At 64.4% G+C, this 23,198-nt stretch carries 18 protein-coding genes; 12 read left to right on the top strand and 6 right to left on the bottom strand.

Annotated features, from left to right (window positions below):
- Positions 1-131 precede the first annotated feature (131 nt).
- The gene (locus tag AB7Z56_RS32895) at positions 132-1,406 is read right to left on the bottom strand and encodes a serine hydrolase domain-containing protein (protein ID WP_063984800.1); all 1,275 of its coding nucleotides are present in this window, start codon (positions 1,404-1,406) and stop codon (positions 132-134) included.
- 162 nt (positions 1,407-1,568) lie between these two features.
- Here AB7Z56_RS32895 and AB7Z56_RS32890 point away from each other — a divergent pair, with 162 nt between their 5' ends.
- A complete protein-coding gene (locus AB7Z56_RS32890) occupies positions 1,569-2,486 on the top strand; it encodes an intradiol ring-cleavage dioxygenase (RefSeq protein WP_063984799.1) in 918 nt (305 codons plus the stop codon).
- 757 nt (positions 2,487-3,243) lie between these two features.
- Here the strand turns inward: AB7Z56_RS32890 and AB7Z56_RS32885 are convergent.
- Together AB7Z56_RS32885 and AB7Z56_RS32880 are read right to left on the bottom strand one after the other, a co-directional pair.
- The gene (locus tag AB7Z56_RS32885; protein ID WP_063984798.1) at positions 3,244-4,980 is read right to left on the bottom strand and encodes a bifunctional protein-serine/threonine kinase/phosphatase; all 1,737 of its coding nucleotides are present in this window, start codon (positions 4,978-4,980) and stop codon (positions 3,244-3,246) included.
- Between the two features lie 55 nt (positions 4,981-5,035).
- The gene (locus AB7Z56_RS32880; protein ID WP_028146778.1) at positions 5,036-5,875 is read right to left on the bottom strand and encodes a formate/nitrite transporter family protein; all 840 of its coding nucleotides are present in this window, start codon (positions 5,873-5,875) and stop codon (positions 5,036-5,038) included.
- Between the two features lie 672 nt (positions 5,876-6,547).
- Here AB7Z56_RS32880 and AB7Z56_RS32875 point away from each other — a divergent pair.
- The 11 genes from AB7Z56_RS32875 (at position 6,548) to AB7Z56_RS32825 (ending at position 20,128) form a co-directional block, all read left to right on the top strand.
- The gene (locus tag AB7Z56_RS32875) at positions 6,548-7,861 is read left to right on the top strand and encodes a CmpA/NrtA family ABC transporter substrate-binding protein (RefSeq protein WP_063984796.1); all 1,314 of its coding nucleotides are present in this window, start codon (positions 6,548-6,550) and stop codon (positions 7,859-7,861) included.
- Positions 7,862-7,922: 61 nt separating this feature from the next.
- Positions 7,923-8,819 (top strand): nitrate ABC transporter permease, encoded by an 897-nt coding sequence (gene ntrB / locus AB7Z56_RS32870; protein WP_063984795.1) that lies wholly within the window; start codon positions 7,923-7,925, stop codon positions 8,817-8,819.
- Positions 8,820-8,832: 13 nt separating this feature from the next.
- Entirely contained in the window at positions 8,833-9,627 is a 795-nt protein-coding gene (locus tag AB7Z56_RS32865) for an ABC transporter ATP-binding protein (protein ID WP_063984794.1), read from the top strand.
- 336 nt (positions 9,628-9,963) lie between these two features.
- On the top strand, positions 9,964-11,355 hold the full coding sequence (locus AB7Z56_RS32860) for an MFS transporter (RefSeq protein WP_063984793.1): 1,392 nt from the start codon (positions 9,964-9,966) through the stop codon (positions 11,353-11,355).
- Between the two features lie 121 nt (positions 11,356-11,476).
- Positions 11,477-11,905: a globin family protein gene (locus AB7Z56_RS32855; RefSeq protein WP_063986572.1), complete on the top strand. Its 429-nt coding sequence runs from the start codon at positions 11,477-11,479 to the stop codon at positions 11,903-11,905.
- A gap of 10 nt (positions 11,906-11,915) precedes the next feature.
- Positions 11,916-13,133: an NAD(P)/FAD-dependent oxidoreductase gene (locus AB7Z56_RS32850; RefSeq protein WP_071915934.1), complete on the top strand. Its 1,218-nt coding sequence runs from the start codon at positions 11,916-11,918 to the stop codon at positions 13,131-13,133.
- Positions 13,134-13,147: 14 nt separating this feature from the next.
- The gene (locus AB7Z56_RS32845; protein ID WP_063984791.1) at positions 13,148-15,853 is read left to right on the top strand and encodes a nitrate reductase; all 2,706 of its coding nucleotides are present in this window, start codon (positions 13,148-13,150) and stop codon (positions 15,851-15,853) included.
- Between the two features lie 260 nt (positions 15,854-16,113).
- Positions 16,114-17,010, top strand: coding sequence for an SMP-30/gluconolactonase/LRE family protein (locus AB7Z56_RS32840; protein ID WP_063984790.1), 897 nt, complete (start codon positions 16,114-16,116; stop codon positions 17,008-17,010).
- Between the two features lie 8 nt (positions 17,011-17,018).
- Positions 17,019-17,858 (top strand): aldo/keto reductase, encoded by an 840-nt coding sequence (locus AB7Z56_RS32835; RefSeq protein ID WP_063984789.1) that lies wholly within the window; start codon positions 17,019-17,021, stop codon positions 17,856-17,858.
- A gap of 188 nt (positions 17,859-18,046) precedes the next feature.
- On the top strand, positions 18,047-18,988 hold the full coding sequence (locus AB7Z56_RS32830; protein WP_187388086.1) for a DMT family transporter: 942 nt from the start codon (positions 18,047-18,049) through the stop codon (positions 18,986-18,988).
- 60 nt (positions 18,989-19,048) lie between these two features.
- A complete protein-coding gene (locus tag AB7Z56_RS32825) occupies positions 19,049-20,128 on the top strand; it encodes a zinc-binding dehydrogenase (RefSeq protein ID WP_231144401.1) in 1,080 nt (359 codons plus the stop codon).
- Here AB7Z56_RS32825 and AB7Z56_RS32820 read toward each other — a convergent pair.
- The 3 genes from AB7Z56_RS32820 to AB7Z56_RS32810 all read right to left on the bottom strand — a co-directional run bounded on the left by AB7Z56_RS32820 (position 20,106) and on the right by AB7Z56_RS32810 (position 23,063).
- Positions 20,106-21,533 (bottom strand): TAXI family TRAP transporter solute-binding subunit, encoded by a 1,428-nt coding sequence (locus AB7Z56_RS32820; protein WP_063984787.1) that lies wholly within the window; start codon positions 21,531-21,533, stop codon positions 20,106-20,108. The two genes, AB7Z56_RS32825 and AB7Z56_RS32820, sit on opposite strands and share 23 nt — an antisense overlap.
- A 51-nt stretch (positions 21,534-21,584) precedes the next feature.
- Complete coding sequence (gene ppk2 / locus AB7Z56_RS32815; protein ID WP_166089860.1) at positions 21,585-22,505, bottom strand: polyphosphate kinase 2; 921 nt, start codon at positions 22,503-22,505, stop codon at positions 21,585-21,587.
- A gap of 96 nt (positions 22,506-22,601) precedes the next feature.
- Positions 22,602-23,063 (bottom strand): Lrp/AsnC family transcriptional regulator, encoded by a 462-nt coding sequence (locus AB7Z56_RS32810; RefSeq protein ID WP_014497003.1) that lies wholly within the window; start codon positions 23,061-23,063, stop codon positions 22,602-22,604.
- Positions 23,064-23,198 lie beyond the last annotated feature (135 nt).

The following is a 23,198-nucleotide window of genomic DNA, read 5'->3' as shown; positions in this document are numbered from 1 at the left end:
AGTTCTGATTTTGTGGGCCGTGCCCGCCGTTCTGGTGCTCGGCGGCGGAATTTATCTGATCGGCCATATGCACTAGGCAACGACGGGCCCTCGCGATCGATCGCGAGGGCCCGTTCTTGTTGAGACGCAGCTCAGAGATTGCTCTCGGTGATCGCGGCATAGACCATGCTGCGCAGTTCGCGCCGGAGCGGATAGGCGCTCGACGGCAGCACCTGCGTCATGAAGATGGTGATCAGCTCTTCGGCCGGGTCGATCCAGAACGAGGTCGTGGCCGCGCCGCCCCAATTATATTCGCCCGGGCTGCCGGCGATCAGCGTCTCCGCCGGCCGCATGGTCACGGCGAAGCCGAGACCGAAGCCGATGCCGTTATAGGTGGCTTCGGAGAACAGCGAACGCGATACCTCCGGCAGCGCGCGGCCGCCCGGAATGTGGTTGCTCGTCATCAGCGCGAGCGTCTTCGGCCCGAGCAGGCGGACGCCGCCCAGCTCGCCGCCATTGAGCAGCGCGCGGCAGAAAGTGAGATAGTCGGCGACCGTCGAGCATAGTCCGCCGCCGCCCGAGATGAACGAGGGCGGAGACAGGAACGAGCTCTTGGTCGGGTCGTCCTGGAGCGTCAGGCCCTCGCGGCGCTGGCCGGCATGGAAGGTCATGCCGCCACCCGGATCGGCGGAGTAGCAGGCGGCGAAGCGATGCGCCTTGGCGGCCGGCACGTGAAAATCAGTGTCGGTCATGCCGAGCGGATCGAGGATGCGCGTTTTAAGGAACTGCTCGAAGGGAATCCCGGAGATTTTGCCGACGAGATAGCCAAGCACGTCGGTCGCCACCGAGTAGTTCCAGGATTCGCCCGGCGAGAACTCCAGCGGAATCTTTGCCAGCGCCTCGATCATGCTCTGCAGCGTGCCGGCTTTCTCGACTTCGCCGATCTTTTCGGTGCGATAGGCGGCATCGACGTTGGAGCGCTGCTGGAAGCCGTAGGTGAGACCGGCGGTGTGCCGCAGCAGGTCGACGATCAGCATCGGCCGGGACGGCGGCCGGGTCAGGAAGGCCGGCGCGGTGCCAGCGACGAACACGCCGAGATCCTTCCATTCCGGAATGTATTTGGCGACGGGCTCGTCGATCGCCACGAGGCCTTGCTCGACCAGCATCATGAAGGCGACGCTGGTGAGCGGCTTGGTCATGGAATAGATGCGGTAAATGGTGTCGTCCTTGACCGGCGCCTTGCGCTCGACGTCGGCAAAGCCCTGCACCGAGCTGTGGGCGACCTTGCCGCGGCGATAGACCAGCAGGTGCGTGCCCGGGAAGCGGCCGGCATCGATGTAGCGTCTCTTCAGATGCGCATCGACGCGGTCGAGCGCGGCCTTGGACATGCCCACGGATTCGGGCGAGGCGGGGGTAGGGGCGAGCATCAGTTCCTCCGGGGCGTTTTGTCGGAAAGTTGATAGCGAAATGCCGGCCCCATTCCAAGCCGGTTGCGCTTAACGCGGCCGGGCCTGCTGGTGTAGGCTGCACTGTGGAACGCCTCCAAGGAGCCCACCCGGGCCAACGAGAAAACTCAGGGCAAACGCACCATGACCCAGTTCAACGAGACCGAACTCACCGAAGCCGTCGTCAAAAGCTTCGACAATACGCCGAACCCTCGGGCAAAATTCCTGCTCCAGGAATTGGTGAAGTCGCTGCACGATTACGTGAGCAAGACCGGTCTCACCTTCGAGGAATGGGAATACGCCATCGATTTCCTGACCCGCACCGGCCACAAATGCACCGACACAAGGCAGGAGTTCATCCTGCTCTCCGACGCGCTCGGGGTCTCCATGCTGGTCGACGCGGTCAACCACCGCGACCGCGAGGGGGCGACCCAGACCACGGTGCTCGGGCCCTTCTATGTCGGCGAGCACAAGGTGACCGCGCACGGCACCGACATCTCGCCGAACAATCAGACCGGCGAACGGATGTTCGTGCAGAGCCGTGTCACCGACCTCAAGGGCAAGCCGCTTGCGGGCGTTCCCGTCGACGTCTGGCATGCCGACGATGACGGCTTCTACGATTCACAGAAGCCGAACTACGACGAGGTCGGCGCTTCGGCGCGGGCGCGCTTCATCACCGACGCCGACGGCCGCTTCTTCTTCCGCACCATTTTGCCTTGCAGCTATCCGATTCCGACCGATGGCCCGGTCGGCGAGATGATCATGCAGACCAAGCGCCATCCGATGCGGCCCGCGCACGTGCACTTCCTGGTCAATGCCAAGGGCTACGAGCCGCTGATCACCCACGTCTTCATGGATGGCGACAAATATCTCGATTCCGACGTGGTGTTCGGGGTCAAGGACGACCTCGTCGCCAAGGTCGAGCCGCGCAACGACCCGGCGATGCCTGACGGCTCCAAGGCAAACGGGCAGTGGCATTTGATGACGTACGAATTCCACCTCAAGCCCGGTGGCGGCATGGCGCCGAAGCCGCTGGGGGTGAAGGCGGAGGAGCCGGCGTGACGGCGCTGCGCTGGAGCGCACATTCGGCCGCCCGGTAGTCAGGGCGCGTGCGACGTCCGCTGTGCTTCTGGTAGCTGCGCAACAGCGGACCTCACTGGATGTCCGAGTTGGGCCAACAACAAACATACTGCGAACATAAAGAAGACGCGAGGCGAGCCGGCCTTAACGCCCCCGGAGCGTCCCGATTAAGCAGGACGGATACCGCCTGTTCGTGCAGCGCGTGGGTTCACATGCCACTCCCTCCGCCACCGCCGCCGCCACCACCAGCTTGTCTGGACGCTTCGAGATTTCTGTCTAAACGACTGGGTTCATTAGGCGCGTAACCGAAAGCTCCCGGATAGCCCTTCTTCGATCCCATTGTTTGCAGCTCATGCAGCGGAGCGTAGCCGGGGACGCCCGGGTGATGTCTCTTAGAGATCTTATGCTGCAGACCAACTGCTTTGCCTGGTACACCCTGCGCAAGCGCGGCTGGTGCGGCGGCGATGAGAGCGGCGGCACAAAGTGCGATGATCGTTGTCTTCACCTTTCGGTCCTCCCTCCTTGAAACAAAAGAGCCCGCGTAGCGGATTCAACGCCGTCGCGACGGCATAGTCGAGCGCAAAAACGTCTAGCCGCAATCAACCTTTAAACCCGGCTAATCGCGCGATGTTTGGGCTATTTGGCCGATGTCGCATATGGGTCACCAGCGGCAATGCTCTGACGAACGATAATGGTTCCACTTGGCCGATAGAAGTGGACGTCTGCGCCCTTCTGCGCCCTATCGCCCGTGCAGCAGCGCCAGCAGCACGACGACTGCGCAAGCAAGCGCTGCCGTGGTCAGCTTCCAGAACATCAGCGGGCTACGCTCCAAGAGCGGCGTGATCCGTGTGTCGAGATAGGCCGGATTGGGCGTGCGAAGCTCGAAGACGAATTCGGACAGATCCTCGTGCCGCTTGTAGGGATCCGGATGGAGCGCGCGCCTGAGCGCGCCGTCGACCCAGGCCGGCACGTTGCGATCGTCGCCGGCCGGGCGATATTGAAGTCTCCGCACGTCTGCCTTGCGCCGGATCCTGGCGATCTGGGTGCCATAGGGAAGCTTTCCCGTCAGCATCTGGTAGCAGATCACGGCCAGCGAAAACATGTCGGAGCGCGGCGAGCCGCCTTGCCCCAGAAAGTACTCCGGCGCCGTGTACTGGACCGTTCCCAGGATGTCGTCGGCCTCGTCTCGCGGCGCGGCTTCCGCGACGCCCGCGACCCTGACCGACCCGAAGTCGATGATCTTCGCGGTGCCCGTCTTGTCGATCAGGATGTTGTCGGGCCTGAGGTCCTGATGCAGCATTTCCATGCGGTGGAAGGCGCGCAGCCCCGCGGCGATCTGCTCGATGATACCGCGGACGGTTTCGAGGTCGGGGCGCGGATTGTCGGTCATCCACTGTTTCAGGGTCTGCCCTTCGACGAATTCGGTCGCGACGTAGAGGTAGCTGCGCCGTCTCGACTGTGACAGCGGCTTCAGCACGTGCGGGCTGTCGATCCGGCGCGCGATCCACTCCTCCATCAGGAAGCGCTTGAGATAGGCGGCGTTGTCGCGCAAGTCGATCGACGGTAGCTTGAGCGCGACCGGCGCCTCGGTCTCCACATCGACGGCGAGATAGATATGACTGCGGCTGCTGCCGTGGATTTCCCGGATAATCCTGTAGCCGTCGAAGACCGCGCGCGGCTCCGGCAACGGAGGAAGCGGCAGCTGTGACGTCTGATTGAAGATACCGGACGGCTCGCGCTGCGGCACCGCGTCGATGCGCAGGATCTGGACGGTGATGTTGTCGTCGCTGCCGCGCCGGTAGGCTTCCTCGACGATCGCCTTTGCCGCGCCATCGAGCCCGGCTGCGTGCTCGCCGAGTACGCTGGTGATAAAACGCTGGTCGACGAATTCATAGGCACCGTCGGTCGCCAGGATGAAGGTGTCGCCGGCCTCGATCTCGACCGTCTGGTAGTCGATCTCGAGCTGCGGATTGATGCCGAGCGCGCGGCCGAGATAGGTCTGCTCCGACGACACGATGATCCGATGATCGTCGGTCAGCTGCTCGAGCGCTTTGCCGGCGACGCGGTAGACGCGACAGTCGCCGACATGGAAGATGTGCGCGGTGGTCGCCTTGATGACCATGGCGGTCAGGGTGCAGACATAACCCTTGTCGCGGTCATAGGCATATTGGCTCTTGCGCGTCTGCGCGTGCAGCCAGGAATTGGTCGCGTCGAGCACGCGGCGGGCGGAGGTCTTCACCGTCCAGGATTCCGACGTGCAGTAATAGTCCATCAGGAAGCTCTTGACCGCCGACTCGCTGGCGATCTGGCTCACCGTGCTGCTCGAGATGCCGTCGGCGAGAACGGCCGCGATGCCCTTCAGGCTGAGCAGCGGTTCTTCCGGAATCAGGACGCCGTGAAAATCTTGATTGACGGGCTTGCGCCCCTTGTCGGAGTGCTGGCCGACAGAGATCAGGAGTCCGCGGGTCATCGTCATCACCAGGCGAAGGGAGCCTCACCCTGGTCGGGCGAGGCTCCTCTGTCGAGACGTATCAGGCCGCAACGCGGGTCGGCGCAGCCTTGCCGGCCTGGCGCTTCGGCTTGGTCATGACGTGGGTGGCGTAGAGGGTCATGCCGGTGAAGGCGAGGCCGCCCACGAGATTGCCGAGCACGGTCGGGATCTCGTTCCAGATCAGATAATCCATGATCGAGAATTTGGCATGGAGCATCAGGCCGGACGGGAACAGGAACATGTTCACGACGGAATGCTCGAACACCATGTAGAAGAACAGCATGATGGGCATCCACATCGCGATGACCTTGCCGGGGACCGAGGTCGAGATCATGGCGCCGACGACGCCGGTCGAGACCATCCAGTTGCACAGCATGCCGCGCATGAACAGCGTCGCCATGCCGGCCGCGCCGTGCGCGGCATAGCCGAGCGTTCGGCCTTCGCCGATGTTTCCAATGGCCGCTCCGACCTTGTCGGGGTCTTGCGTGAAGCCGAACGTCGTCACGAAGGCCATCATGAAGGCCACGGTGAAGGCGCCGGCGAAGTTGCCGACGAAGACCAGGCCCCAGTTGCGCAGCACGCCGCCAAGAGTGACGCCGGGACGCTTGTCGATCAGGGCGAGCGGCGAGAGCACGAACACGCCGGTGAGCAGATCGAAGCCGAGCAGGTACAGCATGATGAAGCCGACCGGAAACAGTATCGCGCCGATCAGCGGCTGGCCCGTGTTCACGTTGATGGTGATGGCGAACCATGCGCCGAGTGCGAGGATGGCGCCGGCCATGAAGGCGCGGATGGCAGTATCCCGGGTGGACATGAAGATCTTGGACTCGCCCGCATCCACCATCTTGGTGACGAATTCCGAAGGCGCGAGATACGACATCAATGGTTCCTTTTGCTTCGTAAGTGAGATCGACACGCCCGAGAGAGCGCAGCTGAACATCATTGGCCGTGCGGACAGCTCTGCCGCACGAGGGCTATGGAAGGTTTGGAAGCCTTGGGAATCGCGTCACGAGGACTGAGCCGGGGAGGGCCGCGAAGCAGTTGAGCTTCCGGGATGCAGCCGCCAGAGGCTGCAACAATGCGGCGAGCCGCAGTCTTCGTTGACGTCGGTGAAGAAGCAAGTTGCGTGCCGTATGGGCGTGTTAGAAAAGGCTAGTGATATCAGACGGATGCTGCGCGCGTTCAGCTGACTTTTGCGGACGCACGGCCTTTTGCTTGGGCCGCTGCATAAGATTTGTGCGGCGCACAAGGAATGAGCAATCCGCAAGTTCCGCGTGCGCAGCAAGCCTGCGACAGTCTGGCGCGGCATCAATAACCCATTCATTTTTCGATAGTTTTCGAAGTGGCGGGCTTGGCATGAAGCTTGAATCATTCAAGCCGACGCCATTGAAGCCGTCCCGCGAGACTTCTCATCCGATTTGCCGACGCCACCAGACGGGGGTCTCCCCCGCCATGCGTTCGCATGCGCCTTTTTCTGGCGTCACGGACGGACGGGCTGCTCGCGAGCACTGACGCCATCAATTCTGCAACGATGCAAAGGACGACACTGCCTATGACCAAGCGCACCCGCCAGCCCTCGGGCCTGAGCCGCCGTCAATTGTTGAAGGCCGCCGGCAGCACCGCCGCTCTTCTCGCCGCCGCCAAGCTGAATTTCCCCGCCGGCGCCTTCGCGCAGGACGCAGGCCCCGAGGTCAAGGGCGCCAAGCTCGGCTTCATCGCGTTGAGCGATGCCGGTCCGCTCTTCGTCGCCAAGGACAAGGGCCTGTTCGCCAAATACGGCGTGCCCGACACCGACGTGCAGAAGCAGGCCTCATGGGGCACCACGCGCGACAATCTCGTGCTCGGCTCGGAGGGGAACGGCATCGACGGCGCGCACATCCTGACCCCGATGCCGTATCTGATTTCCGCCGGCAAGGTGACGCAGAACAACCAGCCGACCCCGATGTACATCCTGGCGCGGCTCAATCTCGATGCGCAGTGCATCTCGGTCGCCAAGGAATATGCCGACCTCAAGGTCGGTGCCGACGCGTCGGTGCTGAAGGCGGCGTTCGAGAAGAAGAAGGCCGATGGCAAGTCGGCCAAGGTCGCGATGACCTTCCCGGGCGGCACACATGACCTCTGGGTCCGCTATTGGCTCGCCGCCGGCGGCATCGATCCCGACAAGGACGTCGAGACAATCACCGTGCCGCCGCCGCAGATGGTGGCGAACATGAAGGTCGGCACCATGGACGCGTTCTGCGTCGGCGAGCCCTGGCCCGGGCAGCTCGTGCATCAGGGCATCGGCTACACCGCCGTCAACACCGGCGAGATCTGGAGCAAGCATCCCGAAAAGTCGCTCGGCATGCGCGCGGCCTGGGTCGACAAGAACCCGAAGGCTGCCAAGGCGATCCTGATGGCCGTGATGGAGGCGCAGCAATGGGCCGACAAGATGGAGAACAAGGAAGAGCTCGCGACCATCATGGCGAAACGGCAGTGGATTAACTGCCCGGTCGAGGACATCGCCGATCGCGCCAAGGGCAAGTTCGACTACGGCAATGCCGGCAAGGTGGTCGAGAACTCACCGCACATCATGAAGTACTGGCGCGACTTCGCCTCCTATCCGTTCCAGAGCCATGATCTCTGGTTCATGACCGAGGACATCCGGTGGGGCAAATATGAAGCTTCCTTCGACAGCAAGGCGCTGATCGGCAAGGTCAACCGCGAGGACATGTGGCGCGATGCGGCCAAGACGCTCGGCGTCGCGGCTTCCGAGATCCCGGCCTCCACCTCGCGCGGCAAGGAGACCTTCTTCGACGGCAAGGTGTTCGATCCCGAAAATCCGGCGGCCTATCTGAAATCGCTCGCGATCAAGCGCGTCGAAGTCTGATGGAGCCAGCGGCCGCCCTTGGGCGGCCGCATCGTCCTTTGAAGCCGGAGAGGGATTTTCAATGAACATGCCTGCCACGAAGATTGAGGTTGAGACCGCAACGCCTGCGGGTGCCGCCGCGCCGGTCGTCGCGATGACGCTCAAGCGTCCGCCGCGCGCCGAGACTTACGCCCGCATCGCCAGGGAGACCGCCGTGCGCGTGATTCCGCCGCTGGTCGTGATCGCGTTGCTGACGCTGGTGTGGGAGCTGGTGTGCCGCCGCGCCGGCTCGGCGCTGCCGCCGCCGTCGCGGGTGTTCAAGGACACCAAGGAACTGATCCTCGATCCGTTCTTCGATCATGGTGGCATCGACAAGGGCCTGTTCTGGCATCTCTCCGCCAGTCTCCAGCGCGTCGCGCTCGGCTATTCGCTGTCGGCCATCGCCGGCATCGCGCTCGGCGTGCTGGTCGGGCAGTCGGTCTGGGCGATGCGCGGGCTCGATCCGCTGTTCCAGGTGCTGCGCACCATCCCGCCGCTCGCCTGGCTGCCGCTGTCGCTCGCGGCGTTCCGCGACGGCCAGCCTTCGGCGATCTTCGTCATCTTCATCACCTCGATCTGGCCGATCATCATCAACACCGCGGTCGGCATCCGCAACATCCCGCAGGACTACCGCAACGTCGCCGCGGTGGTGCAGCTCAATCCGCTCGAGTTCTTCGGCAAGATCATGATCCCAGCGGCGGCGCCCTACATCTTCACGGGCCTGCGCATCGGCATCGGCCTGTCATGGCTCGCCATTATCGCCGCGGAAATGCTGATCGGCGGCGTCGGCATCGGCTTCTTCATCTGGGACGCCTGGAACTCCTCGCATATCAGCGAGATCATCCTGGCGCTGTTCTATGTCGGCATCGTCGGCTTCGTGCTCGACCGCCTGATCGCGGGCATCGGCAAGATCGTCACCCGCGGCACGGCGCAGAACTGAGGGAGAAGGGCACATGACCGCCTATCTGAAGCTCGACCACATCGACAAGGTCTTTACCCGCGGCGCCGCCAGCACGGAGGTGCTCAAGGACATCAATCTGACGATCGAGAAGGGACAATACGTCTCGATCATCGGCCATTCCGGCTGCGGCAAGTCGACCCTGCTCAACATCATCGCAGGCCTGACCGGCGCCACAACCGGCGGCGTGCTGCTCGAGAACCGCGAGGTCAACTCGCCGGGTCCCGATCGCGCGGTGGTGTTCCAGAACCACAGCCTGCTGCCGTGGCTGACCGTTTACGAGAACGTCAAGCTCGGCGTCGACAAGGTCTTTGCCAAGACCAAGTCCCGCGCCGAACGCGACGCCTGGGTCATGCACAATCTCAACCTGGTGCAGATGGCCCACGCCAGGGACAAGCGTCCCTCGGAAATCTCCGGCGGCATGAAGCAGCGCGTCGGCATCGCCCGTGCGCTGGCGATGGAACCGAAGGTGCTGCTGCTCGACGAGCCGTTCGGCGCGCTCGACGCGCTGACCCGCGCGCATCTGCAGGACTCGGTGATGGCGCTGCATCAGAAGCTCGGCAACACCATCCTGATGATCACCCACGACGTCGACGAGGCGGTGCTGCTATCCGATCGCATCGTCATGATGACGAACGGGCCGAGTGCGCGCATCGGCGAGGTGCTGGAGGTGCCGCTCGCACGTCCCCGCAAGCGGCTCGATCTCGCGACCAACTCCACCTATTTGAAGTGCCGCCACCGCGTGCTCGAGTTCCTCTACGAGCGTCATCGCTTCGTCGAGGCCGCGTAAACCAAGGTTTAACGTGGATGATAAGCGCGCCTAAATAATCGACACCTCGCTCAATCCTTGTGCGCCGCACAAGGATTGAGCGAACCGCTAAATTTGCGAGCGAAATACGCCTGCAAGAACTTCGGGCAATGCGAACAAGCTCCTGAATTCCCTGTATTTCCCGTATGCGCGCAATTGGCACGGAAATTGAAATACCTTTTCCGACGCCAACGACGACGTCCCTCAACATCATCAATCAGCATCGTGAACTCGCCACCGGGGCATGGCCTCGGCGCGCGCCTCCGCGTGGAGGCTGAGCCTGCAACGACGCAGCGGTGAGCCAAGAAGGGATTATCAATGACGACGAATCCGACTCGAAATCCGACGTGGATTTCTGATTGGCGCCCCGAAGACGAGGCGTTCTGGAATGCGGGCGGCAAAGTGATCGCCCGGCGTAACCTGATCTGGTCGATCGTGGCCGAGCATATCGGCTTCTCGGTGTGGCTGATCTGGAGCATCGTCACCACCAAGCTGCCGCAGGCGGGCTTCCACTACACCACCGACCAGCTGTTCCAGCTCGTCGCGGTGCCCGGGCTGATCGGCGCATTGATGCGCTTCCCCTATACGTTCGCGGTCACGACCTTCGGCGGCCGCAACTGGACAATTTTCAGCGCGGCTGTCCTGTTCATCCCGACGCTGTCGCTCGCCTACTTCGTCGGCCAGCCCGACACCCCGTTCTGGCTGATGCTGCTGATCGCATCGACCGCGGGTCTCGGTGGCGGCAATTTCGCCTCCAGCATGACCAACATCTCCTTCTTCTTCCCTGACCGGATGAAGGGATGGGCGCTGGGGCTGAACGCGGCGGGCGGCAATATCGGCGTCTCCAGCGTGCAGCTCTTGACCCCGATCCTGATGACGCTCGCGGTCATCAACCTGTTCCAGGCGTCCCCCGTCGACGGCATCTTCCTCCAGAACGCAGGCCTGATGTGGGTGCTGCCGATCGCGATCGCGGTGTTCGGCGCGGTGTTCTTCATGAACAACCTGACCACGGCCAAGTCGTCGATCACGAACCAGCTTGCCGTGGTCAAGCGCAAGCACACCTGGATCATGGCGTATCTCTATATCGGCACGTTCGGATCCTTCATCGGCTACTCGGCGGCGTTCCCGCTGCTGATCAAGACGCAGTTTCCGGCGATCTCGATCTCGATCGCGTTCCTCGGGCCGCTGGTCGGTTCGTTGTCGCGACCGCTCGGCGGCTTGCTCGCCGACAAGATCGGCGGCTCCATCCTCACCTTCTGGAATTTCATCGCGATGGCGGGCGCCACCGTCGGCGTGCTCTACTTCGTCGGGCACAAGGACTTCACCGGCTTCCTTGCGATGTTCCTGATCCTGTTCGTGACGACGGGCATCGGCAACGGCTCGACCTACCGCATGATCCCCTCGATCTTCCGCGAGCAGAACCTGTTCAGAGTGCGCGGCAAGGGCGATGCGGCGCGCGCGGCGGCGTTGAAGACCGCGAGCATCGAGAGCGGTGCGGCGGTCGGCTTCATCGGCGCGATCGGCGCAGTCGGCGGTTATCTGATCCCGACCGGTTTCGGCAAGTCGATCGCCATGACCGGTGGTCCCTCGCTCGCGCTCGCGATCTACCTCGCTTTCTACGCCTCCTGCCTCGGACTGACCTGGTGGTTCTACCTGCGTCGCAGCCCGCAGGGTGAGGGCGCGTCAAGCCTCGCGGAAGCGCGAGTCTGAGTTTGGCACGAATGTCGCTTCTCCCCGTACGCGGGGAGAAGACTCTCTGATGACGTTTGACCCATGAACCTTGTTCGCAATGGCGCGGACAAAGGCAGACCGAAACAGACAGGAGAACATCATGACTTCAGAACAGATCACCCTCGTCCAGCAGAGCTTTTCCAAGGTCGCGCCGATTTCAGAGGCGGCCGCGGTGCTGTTCTACGATCGCCTGTTCGAGGTGGCGCCGTCCGTGCGCGCGATGTTTCCCGAGGACATGACCGAGCAGCGCAAGAAGCTGATGGGCATGCTCGCCGCCGTCGTCGGCGGACTGTCGAAGCTCGAAACGATTCTTCCCGCGGCCTCGGCGCTCGCCAAGCGTCACGTCGCCTATGGCGCCAAGGCTGAGCACTATCCGGTGGTCGGCGCGACCTTGCTCTGGACCCTCGAGAAGGGCCTCGGCGAGGCCTGGACACCCGAACTCGCCACGGCCTGGACCGACGCCTATGGCGTCCTGTCCGGCTACATGATTTCCGAGGCCTATGGCGCACAGGCGCAGGCCGCCGAATAGGAGATGCCTTGTGAGTGAACCGCTGGTCATCGTCGGTAACGGTATGGCGGCCGCGCGTCTGGTCGACGAGCTCGCCAAGACCTCGCTCGGCCGCTACGCGGTCGCGGTGATCGGCGAAGAGCCGCGGCTCGCTTACAATCGCGTGCTGCTCTCCTCCGTGCTGGCCGGCGAGACCGGCTCGCACGAGATCGAGCTGAGGCCGGCGGACTGGTGGCGCCATCGCGGCGTCACCGTGCGCTACGGCTATCGCGTCACCGAGATCGACACCGGCCGTCGCGAACTCAAGATCGAAGGTGAAGAGAGCGTCGAATATTCCAAGCTCGTGCTCGCCACCGGCTCGACGCCGCTGCGGCTCAACGTGCCGGGCGCCGATCTCACCGGGGTGCACACCTTTCGCGATACGCGCGACGTCGATCTGCTGCTGACGCTCGCTGCGGCGAAGAAGCGCGTCGTCGTGGTCGGCGGTGGCCTGCTCGGGTTAGAGGCGGCCTATGGCCTTGCGAAAGCCGGCGCGCCGGTGACGCTGCTGCACCTGATGGACCGGCTGATGGAGCGCCAGCTCGATCTGCCGGCGGCCGACCTGCTGAAGACGCTGGTCGAGCGCAAGGGTATCCGCATCCTGCTCAATGCCTCCACCGCCCGCATTCACGGCGACGGACATGTCGAAGCCGTCGAGCTTGCCGACGGCACGCGCATCGAGGCGGATGCCGTGATCTTCGCCGCCGGCATCAGGCCGAATGTGGCGCTTGCCAAAGAGGCGGGCATCGCGGTCAACCGCGGTATCGTCGTCAATGACGAGATGCAGACGGCCTCGCCCGACATCTACGCGCTCGGCGAATGTGCCGAGCATCGCGGCACCTGCTACGGCCTGGTCGAGCCCGCTTACGAGCAGGCGCGCGTGCTGGCGCGACATCTCGCCGGACGTCCCGCCGCCTATCAGGGCAGCGTGGTCTCGACCAATCTGAAGGTGTCCGGCGTCAGCGTCTTCTCCGCCGGCGATTTCATGGGCGGGGACGGCAGCGAGAGCCTGGTGCTGTCAGACCGCAGGCGCGGCACCTACAAGAAGCTCGTCATCGCCGACGGCCGGCTCACCGGCGCGGTCCTGATCGGCGATACCGTCGATGCGCTCTGGTATCTCGAGCTGATCCGCAATCGCGACAAGGTGGCGGCGATCCGCACCGACATGATGTTCGGCCGCGCTCTGGCGCGTCCTTCCAAGGCGGCTTGATAAGGCAGCTCGATATGACGGCGATCGATCCCACGCTCCGCGCCACCAAGACGACCTGTCCCTATTGCGGCGTCGGCTGCGGCGTGCTGGCGACGCCCGACGGCAACGGTGGCGCGGCGATCGCGGGCGATCCGGATCATCCCGCCAATTTCGGCCGGCTGTGCTCGAAGGGCTCGGCGCTCGGCGAGACCGTCGGGCTGGAGAGCCGGCTGCTCTATCCGATGATCCGCTGCAAGGGCGTGCTCGAACGCGTCGCCTGGAGCGATGCACTCGACCACGTCGCCCATCGCATGCAACACATCGTGGCGCGCGACGGCGCCGATGCGGTCGCGTTCTATCTCTCGGGCCAGCTCCTGACTGAGGACTATTACGTCGCCAACAAGCTGATGAAGGGCTTTGTCGGCACGGCCAATGTCGACACCAATTCGCGGCTCTGCATGTCGTCCTCGGTCGCGGGCCACCGCCGCGCCTTCGGCGCCGACACCGTGCCCGGCTGCTACGAGGATCTCGACCAGGCTGATCTCCTCGTGTTCGTCGGCTCGAATGCGGCCTGGTGTCATCCGGTTCTGTTCCAGCGCATGCTGAAGAACCGGCAGGAGCGCGGCGCGCGCATGATCGTGATCGATCCGCGCCGTACCGACACGGCGAGCGACGTCGATCTGTTCCTCGGCCTCAAGCCCGGCACCGACACCGCCTTGTTCTCCGGCCTGTTCGTCCATCTCGCCGACAATGGCGCGCTGGACCAGGATTACATCGCGCAGAACACGTCGGGCTTCGATGACGCGCTGGCGCGCGCGCGCAACATCGCCGGCAGTGTCACCGCGACCGCGCTGGCGACGGGCCTGTCCGAACAGGACGTCGCCGCCTTCTTCAAGATGTTCCGCGACACCGAGCGCGTCGTCACGCTCTATTCGCAGGGCGTCAACCAGTCGGCGCAGGGCACCGACAAGGTCAACGCGATCCTGAACTGCCATCTCGCCACGGGGCGCATCGGCAAGCCGGGCGCCTCGCCGTTCTCGCTCACCGGCCAGCCGAACGCGATGGGCGGCCGCGAGGTCGGCGGCCTCGCAAACCAGCTCGCCGCGCATATGAACTTTACACCGCCGGATATCGACCGTGTCAGGCGGTTCTGGAAGGCGCCGCGCATCGCCACCCATGAAGGGTTGAAGGCGGTGCAGCTGTTCGAGGCGATCAACCGCGGCGAGGTCAAGGCGTTGTGGGTGATGGGCACCAACCCGGCGGTGTCATTGCCGGACGCGGACGTCGTGCGTGAGGCGCTGAAGAAGCTCGAGCTGTTCGTGGTCTCCGAGAACGTGCTCTCCAATGACACGGTCGAGGCTGGGCCGCATGTGCTGCTGCCGGCGCTCGCCTGGGGTGAGAAGTCGGGCACGGTGACCAACTCCGAACGCCGCATCTCGCGCCAGCGCTCGTTCCTGCCGGCGCCGGGCGAGGCGCGGCCGGACTGGTGGATTCTGAGCGAGACCGCAAAGCGGCTCGGCTTCGGCGACAGCTTCAACTACAAATCCGCCGCCGATATTTTCCGCGAGCATGCCGCGCTCTCTGCTTTCGAGAACGACGGCAGCCGCGATTTCGACATCGGCGCGCTGACCGCGCTCTCGGACGAGGCCTTCGACGCCTTGAAGCCGGTGCAGTGGCCGGCGCGCGAAGGAGTGGCGCCCGGCGAGCGCTTCTTCGCGAGCGGCGGCTTCTTCACCAATGACGGCAAAGGCCGCTTCGTCGCGCCGGAAGTGCCGGCGCTGCGCGGCGAGACCGGACCGTCGCGCCCGCTGCGGCTCAACACGGGACGCATCCGCGACCAGTGGCACACCATGACGCGCACGGGTCTCAGCCAGCGTCTCGGCGCGCATCTGCCGGAGCCGTTCGTCGAGATCCATCCGGATGATGCCAGCAAACACGGCATCGCGCATGACGGCTACGCCCGCATCACCACCGATTACGGCCAGTGCATCCTGAAGGTCGTCGTCAGCGACCGTCAGCAGCGCGGCACGCTGTTCGCGCCGATCCACTGGAGCGCGATGAACGCCTCGCACGGCCGCGTCGGGGCGCTCGTGCAGTCCTTCACCGATCCGTTCTCGGGCCAGCCGGAGTCGAAAGCCACGCCGGCGGCGATCGCGCCTTATGAATACGTCTTCCGCGGCTTTGCGCTGTCGCGCAAACAGCTCGATCTGCCGCCGAACCTGATGTGGACGCGTGTCACGGTTGCGGGTGGCTTCGGCTATCTCTTCGCCGACAATGCGGATCTGTCGCGCTGGCCGGCCTGGCTCGACGGTGTCGCCGGCGAGGACGTCGCCGACTATCGCGACTTCGGCGGCGGCGTTTATCGCGCGGCCTCGTTCGCGGGCGACCGCATCGAGACCTGCCTGTTCGTCGGCCCCGCGCATGATGCCGGCGACTGGGAGGTGGTGAAGAGTCTGTTCGTGGCCGATCACGTCACCGACGAGCAGCGCCGCATGCTGCTGTCAGGCAAATCGACGGAGGGCGCGGCCTCGACCGGCCCCATCGTCTGCGCCTGCTTCGGCGTCGGCCGCGGCACCATCTGCGACACCATCGCGAGCGGCGCGCGCACGGCGGCCGAGATCGGCGCCAAGCTCAAGGCCGGCACCAATTGCGGGTCATGTATCCCTGAGCTGAAGCAGCTGATCGCGACGACGGAAGTGGCGCCGGCGAAGCAGGCGAAGGTCGCGGCGGCTGCGGGGTAGGGGATCTCTCCAGACTGGGAGACGGTCTCGTGCCCCGGACGCTGCGCAGCACGAAGTGATGCGCTGCAGAGCCGGGACCCATCTCACAGCAGAGTGTTTGGCCTTTCTGGGTCCCGGCTCTGCGCAGCGGCGTTTCACGCTGCAGCGCGTCCGGGACAGAGAGTGACGTGGACGCAGCCATGCCCTTCGCCCAATCGACGCGCCCGCGATTGTGCCCTATGTTGCCGCGATCCCCCTCCACATGCACAAAAACAACAATGATGTACCTGGAAACGCCGCCGCGCCTGATCGAAACCAAGATCTTCTCCGCCATGCCCGACCAATTCCGCCGCAAGGGCGTGCGGACCGATTGGGCCGAGGCCAACCGGCCGGGTGTGCCGACCGATAGTTTCATCGAAGGGCCGTCGTTCGACAAAGACGGCAACCTCTATATCGTCGACATTCCCTTCGGCCGCATCTTCCGCATCGCGCCTGATGGCGGGTGGTCGCTCGTGATCGAATATGAGGGCTGGCCGAACGGGTTGAAGATCGCCGCCGACGGCCGCATCCTCGTGGCCGACTACATGCACGGCATCATGGAGCTCGACGCCGGGGCGGGGCGCATCAGGCCCATCCTGACCGCGCGCAATTCAGAATCGTTCCGTGGCTGCAACGATCTGCATCTCGCCTCCAACGGCGACATCTTGTTCACCGATCAGGGCCAGACCGGTCTGCACGACGCAAGCGGCCGCGTCTATCGCCTGACGCCAAGCGGCCGGCTCGATTGCCTTGTTGACACCGGCATCAGCCCGAACGGCCTGGTGCTCGATCCCAGCGAAACCGTGCTGTTCGTCGCCATGACGCGCGACAACGCGGTGTGGCGGTTGCCGTTCATGAAGGACGGCAGCGTGTCGAAGGTCGGCCGCTTCTGCTCGCTGTTCGGCACCAGCGGTCCTGATGGCATGACCATGGACGCGGCCGGTCGCCTGTTCGTCGGCCACGCCTCGCTCGGCCACGTCTTCGTGTTCGCGCCGAACGGAGAGCTGATCGCGCGGATCAAGTCCTGCGCGGGTCCGAGCTGCACCAATGTCGCCATCGGTGGCGTCAAGAAAGATCGGCTCTATATCACGGAGTCAGGGACCGGCAGCGTGCTGGTTGCGGATATCAGCGGACTGTGAGCTTTGACATGAACGCAAAACCCTTCGGCAAGACCGGCGCGAACGTCTCCGTCATCGGGCAGGGCACCTGGTATCTCGACCATGGCGACCGCAAGCGCGCGATCGCGGCGCTTCAGCGCGGGCTCGATCTCGGCATGACCCACATCGACACCGCCGAGATGTACGGCGATGCCGAGCTCGTCATCGCCGATGCGATCGCAGGCCGCCGCGATGAAGTGTTCCTGGTTTCAAAGGTGCTGCCGAGCAACGCCTCGCGCGGCGGCACCATCACGGCGTGCGAACGCTCGCTGAAGCGGCTGAAGGCCGATCGTCTCGACTGCTATCTGCTGCACTGGCGCGGTTCCTATCCGCTCGAGGACACGGTTGCCGCGTTCGAAGAGTTGGTGAAGGCCGGCAAGATCAAATCCTGGGGCGTCTCCAATTTCGACGCCGACGATCTCGACGAAATTCTCGACGTCTCCGGCGAAGGCCGCATCGCCTGCAATCAAGTGCTTTATCATCTGAAGGAGCGCGCGATCGAGCATGCGGTGATCCCGTGGTGCGAGAAGCGTGGCGTTGCTGTCGTTGCATACTCTCCGTTCGGCCACGACGATTTTCCCGCAAGCAACAGCAAGGGAGGCGCGGTGCTGGCACGCATCGCGGAGGCGCGTCGTGTGACACCGCGGCAGGTCGCGCTGAGCTTCCTCACCCGTGCAACTACGGTGTTCGCGATCCCGAAGGCGTCGTCCGCGGAACATGCCGGCGAGAATGCGGCGGCCGGCGATCTCGTGCTGACGAAAGAGGAGATTTCGGCGCTCGATGCGGCGTTTCCGCGCGGTCCGAAGCCGCGCAGTCTGCCCATGTTGTAGTGCACAAACGCCTATTATTAATGGAGTATTGACGCGCGGGGTCGTCAGCGCATATCGGCATCCTGTTTTCAGAAGTTGTGAAAGCGGCGCATTTGTCGTTTTTTACGATCGTTCCCGAATCGTAGTTTTCCCAGGTTCCAGCCGTGACACCGCCGCCCGCCGCAGCCGCAAGGCTCGACAGTATTCCCATGCCCGTGCCGGAGAAGAAGCAGGAGGCTCGCCGCGCGCCTGCGCGCGTCGATCATCCCTTCAAGGGCATCGCGCTGGTGCTGCTGTCGACGGTATTCCTCGGCTGCTCCGACGTCACCGCAAAGTATCTGTCGACGAGCCTGCCGTCGATCGAGATCACCTGGATCCGCTTCGTCACGTTCGCGCTGATGTTCACGCCGGTGATGCTGCCGGGCTCGCCGCTGCGTGCGATGCGCACCGATCGCCTCGGCCTGCAATTGATGCGCGGCGTCGCGCTGCTCGGCTCCTCGCTGTTCTTCATCACCGGTCTCCGTTTCCTCCCCATCGCGGAAGCCTCGGCCACCGGCTTCGTCTCGCCGCTGTTCGTCACCGCGCTGTCGATCATCTTCCTGAGCGAGAAGGTCGGCATGCGCCGCTGGATCGCGACCGCGATCGGTCTCATCGGCGTGATGATCATCCTGCGTCCGGGCTCAAATGCGTTTCACGCCGCCGCGTTCTTCCCGATCATCTCGGCATTCTGCTGGGCCGCTGCGCTGATCCTGACGCGCATGATGAGCGGGCGCGAAGCCGTCCTCACCACCATGGCCTATTCGGCGCTCACGGGCGTTGCGATCCTCAGCCTGATGGTGCCGTTCGTCTGGGTGACGCCGAACTGGACCGCGATCGGGCTCGGCATCGTGATCGGCGTCGCGTCGACCGTGGGCCAGTGGATCATCGTGCTGGCCTATCGCTACGGCGATGCCTCGGTGCTGGCGCCGTTCTCGTACACGCAGTTGCTGTGGGTCAGCATTCTGGGCTTCTTCCTGTTCGGCGAAGTGCCTGACGTCTGGACCGTCACTGGCGCTGCCTTCATCGTCGCCAGCGGTCTATACATCGCCCATCGCGAGCGCATCCGCCGCGCCCAGCTGCTGGTGCTGGAAGAGCGTTCCCCGAACCCCTGACGCAAGTTCGCGTGTCCCGCTTCGTGCTATCAACGGTTCCAACAACACGGGAGGAGCCGGATGCGCGCTGCGATTTTCAGGAACGGTGAGATTGTCGTCGACCGGATGGCCGAGCCGAAGCCGGGCCCCGGCCAGGTGTTGGTCAGGACGCTCGCCTGCGGCATCTGCGGCTCCGACCTTCACGCGCGCCTGCATGCCCCCCGCATGGTGGAGATGGCGAGGAAGACCGGCCGCAAGCCGATGGATCTCGCCCGCGACGTCGTGTTCGGGCATGAGTTCTGCTGCGAGATCGTCGATTACGGTCCCGGAGCCGCGCGCAAGCTCAAGCCCGGCACCCGCGTCTGCTCGCTGCCGGCGCTCGTGACGCCGCAGGGCATCGAGGGCATCGGCTATTCCAACGACAATATCGGCGGCTATGCCGAGGCGATGCTGCTCAGCGAGCCCCTGCTGCTTGAGGTGCCCAATGGTCTCGCGCCCGAACATGCGGCGCTAACCGAGCCGCTCGCCGTCGGCGTCCACGCCGTGGCGAAAGCCAACATCCGTGGCGGCGAGGTGCCGCTCGTGATCGGCTGCGGCCCGGTCGGGCTCGCGGTGATCGCCGCGCTGAGGATCAAGGGTCTGCATCCGATCGTTGCTGCCGACTATTCGCCGGCGCGGCGTGCACTGGCCGCAAAGCTGGGGGCCGATATCGTCGTCGATCCCAGGGTGACGCAGCCCTATGCGACCTGGGCCGAGCACGCGCAGATGTCGGAGGCCGAGAAGGCGGCGCGCCCGCCGTTGCAGGCCATGCTGCCGGCACTGAAGCCCGCAATCATCTTCGAATGTGTCGGCGTGCCCGGCCTGTTGCAGCAGGTGTTCGAGGGCGCCCCGCGTGATGCGCGCATCGTGGTGGTCGGCGTCTGCATGGAGACCGACAGGAGCGAACCCATGCTCGGCATCATGAAGGAGCTCAATGTCCAATATGTGCTCGGCTACACGCCGGATGAGTTCGCAGCGTCACTGCGCCTGATCGCGGAAGGGCAGGTGGATGCGGCGGCGATGGTCACCGCCGAGGTCGGTCTCGACGGCGTCGCAAAGGCGTTCGCTGATCTCGCCAATCCTGAGGCGCACACCAAGATCATCGTGCAGCCGTGGAAATAGGGAACGGCTGAAGCACGCCGCCATCGGGTTTCGCGGCGACGTCGGCATCGCTCATCTGGGCGATCACGGCCCGGCGGTCGACGATCGCCTGATGGAATTGCGCCAGCACGAGACCGAAGGCGGTGAGGTCGCCGTCTTCGATGGCGCCGTCCTCGTGACAGGCCAGCGTCTCGCGCAGGATGTCGTCGGCTGCGCTCTGCATCGCCGCGAGATCGTCGAGCGACGTCGCCTCCCGCACGCTCGAGATCGCGTTGAGCAGGCGGTCGCGATGCAGCGCGTTCTCGCTGCGCTCCTCGCGCCGCAGATAGTGCCGCAGCCACGCGGCCACCGAGCCGAAGCCCGAGAGCAGCAGCACCACGCCCCAGATGTAGTCGCTGTACTTGTCCATGAAGCTGCGCTCGTTGCCGTCGATATAGGCGGCAGCTCCCGGATGGGCCGGCAGCGCGGCGTCTTTGTCGGTGTCAGGCTTCTGGATGTGGCTGGCGCCGGGCAAGTCCTTCACGAGCGACTGACGGACCGTAAACAGCTCGCGGGTGAAGGCAGCGACCGTGTCCTCGGACAATGAAGCAGGCGCGACGATCAGATGATTGACGGCGATGGTGTCGATCTTGTCGTCCGGCCGCTGCGGCGTCGTGGAAAATGCGCTCGCGGGAATTTCTTCGGATTCGTAGAGCGGATGCCGCTCTGCGATGGCGTCGGAGACGTCGACGGACAGGAACTTGGGCTCGCCGCGCAGGCGTGCGGTGGTGGCGATCGTGCTTGCGATCGCCTTGTCGTCGAGTGCGCCCACCATCATGAAGGCGTCGAGCGTTGAGTCCTGGGCCATCTCGGAGATGCGGTCGATACCGAACTGTGCGATCGTGACCTTCTGCGGATTGACGCCTGACTCGGCGAGGATGACACGGAGCAGATTGAGATTGGCATCGCCAAGGCCGACGACACCGATGCGGCGCCCGGTGAGGGAGGCGATCTCCATGATCTTCGGCCTGGCGGCACCCTTGCGCGCCGCTGGCGCCCACAACACCACGAAATTCCGCCGGAGGATCGCCACCGAATTGGTGTCGGCCGGCATGGCGGAGTCGCCGCGAGCCACCGCAAGGTCGGCCTTGCCGGCGCCGAGCAGATTGAGGCTTTGCAGTGTGCCGTCGGTCTCGATCGGCACGGGTCGCACCGCGCCACCCCTGGCGTCGAACGCCTTCGCCACGGCCGCAATCAGCGCCTGGTCGTCACTGCCGGCTGGCCCGACCGCGATGCGTAGCGTCGCCGGCTGCCAGACCCAGTAGGCGAGGGCAAGAGCGACCGTGAGCACCGAGAGCACGCTTGCGAGCGCGAGCCACGGGCCAAAGCGATTGCGGCGGCGAGACGACGCGTCTCTCCTCACGCTCAGATCGCTCGGCACGGGCATCTCGCTTTCCTCATCGGCAAGCTCGCCCGACGGCAGGCGCGGCGGGTGCCGTCAGTATTTCGAAGGCACGTACATCTCCGGCGGAATCGGTCCGCGGTGGTAGTCGGGGTTGCGGACGCGCGGCGGCAGCACCACGGGCACGCGGGCGACCTCCTGGTACGGCATCTGGCTGAGCAGATGCGCGATGCAGTTGAGGCGGGCGCGCTTCTTGTCGACGGCGTCGACGATCCACCATGGCGAGTCCGGCAGATGCGTGTGCTCCAGCATCGTCTCCTTGGCCTTGGTGTACGCCTCCCAGCGGCTGCGCGCCTCGACATCCATCGGGCTCAGCTTCCACTGCTTCAGCGGATCCCTGATGCGCATGCTGAAGCGGAACTGCTGCTCGTCGTCAGTGATCGAGAACCAGTATTTGACCAGGATGATGCCGGAGCGGATCAGCATCCGTTCGAACTCCGGCACCGTCTTGAAAAATTCCTGGTATTGCTCCTCGGAGCAGAAGCCCATCACGCGCTCGACGCCGGCGCGGTTGTACCAACTGCGGTCGAACAGCACGATCTCGCCGCCGGCGGGCAAATGCGAGACGTAGCGCTGGAAGTACCATTGCGTGCGCTCGCGCTCGCTCGGGGCGGGGAGCGCGGCGACACGGCAGATGCGGGGATTGAGACGCTGGGTGATACGCTTGATGACGCCGCCCTTGCCGGCGGAGTCGCGGCCCTCGAACAGCACCACGACCTTCTTCTTCTCGCTCTGCACCCAGTCCTGGAGCTTGACCAGTTCGCCCTGGAGGCGGAGCAATTCCCGGAAATAGAGCCTGCGATCTACCGTCGGGCGGAGCGCGTCCGTCTCGTCCAGCAGCTCGTCGAGCCTGCTGTCATCGAGCTCCATCTCCAGCTCTTCGTCGAGATCGTCGGTCATTTCCCGGATGATGCGCTCGCGTTTGGCCATTTCAGGGGTGCGGTCGGATGCGGTCATGGGTCCTTCTTTCGGCAGGGTGCCTGTCGCCCGTGACCATCGGCGGGGTTTATTGCGCCCATGTGACACCGGTTCCGAAATAGCCCGGCGGAGCCGTCAGACCGGCAGGGCGATCGAATATTTGACCTGGCTCAGCGCAAAGCTCGACTCGATCGAGGCAATGCCGTCGAGCCGGGTCAGCTTGGTCTTCAGGAAGGTCTCGTAGGAGGCGAGGTCGGCCGCCACCACGCGCAGGAGATAGTCGCGGTTGCCGGTCATCAGATAGCACTCCAGCACCTCGTCCCATTTCGAGATCGCGCGCGCGAAACGATTCAGATCCTCCTCCTTCTGCCGCGCCAGCTTGATCGAGATGAAGACGCTGACATGCAGCCCCAGCGCCTTCTGGTCGACGGTCGCGATGTAGCGGCTGATGACGCCGCGCTCCTCCAGCAGCTTGACCCGGCGATGGCAGGGCGACACCGAGAGCCCGACCTTGTCGGCCAGCTCCTGCATGGTCAGCCGGCTGTCGTTCTGGAGCAAAGCAAGGATTTTCCGGTCGATGGCGTCGAGGTCTGGCATTGGGATGAAACCTGTCTGAAGTGCTGATCCATTGGTAAAGTATCCCAATATTTGAGGGCATGGCGCGAAAAATTGAGAAGTTTGGCGCCGCCCGCAGGCGTATCATCGTCGGACCTGTTTCCGGGAGCCATTGTG

The sequence above is a fragment of the Bradyrhizobium sp. 482_C4_N1_8 genome (genome assembly GCF_052075965.1).
GTDB classification, from domain to species: Bacteria; Pseudomonadota; Alphaproteobacteria; order Rhizobiales; family Xanthobacteraceae; genus Bradyrhizobium; species Bradyrhizobium barranii.
The sequence above is the reverse complement of the archived record's forward strand: the minus strand, read 5'-3'. Positions and strand labels throughout refer to the sequence as shown.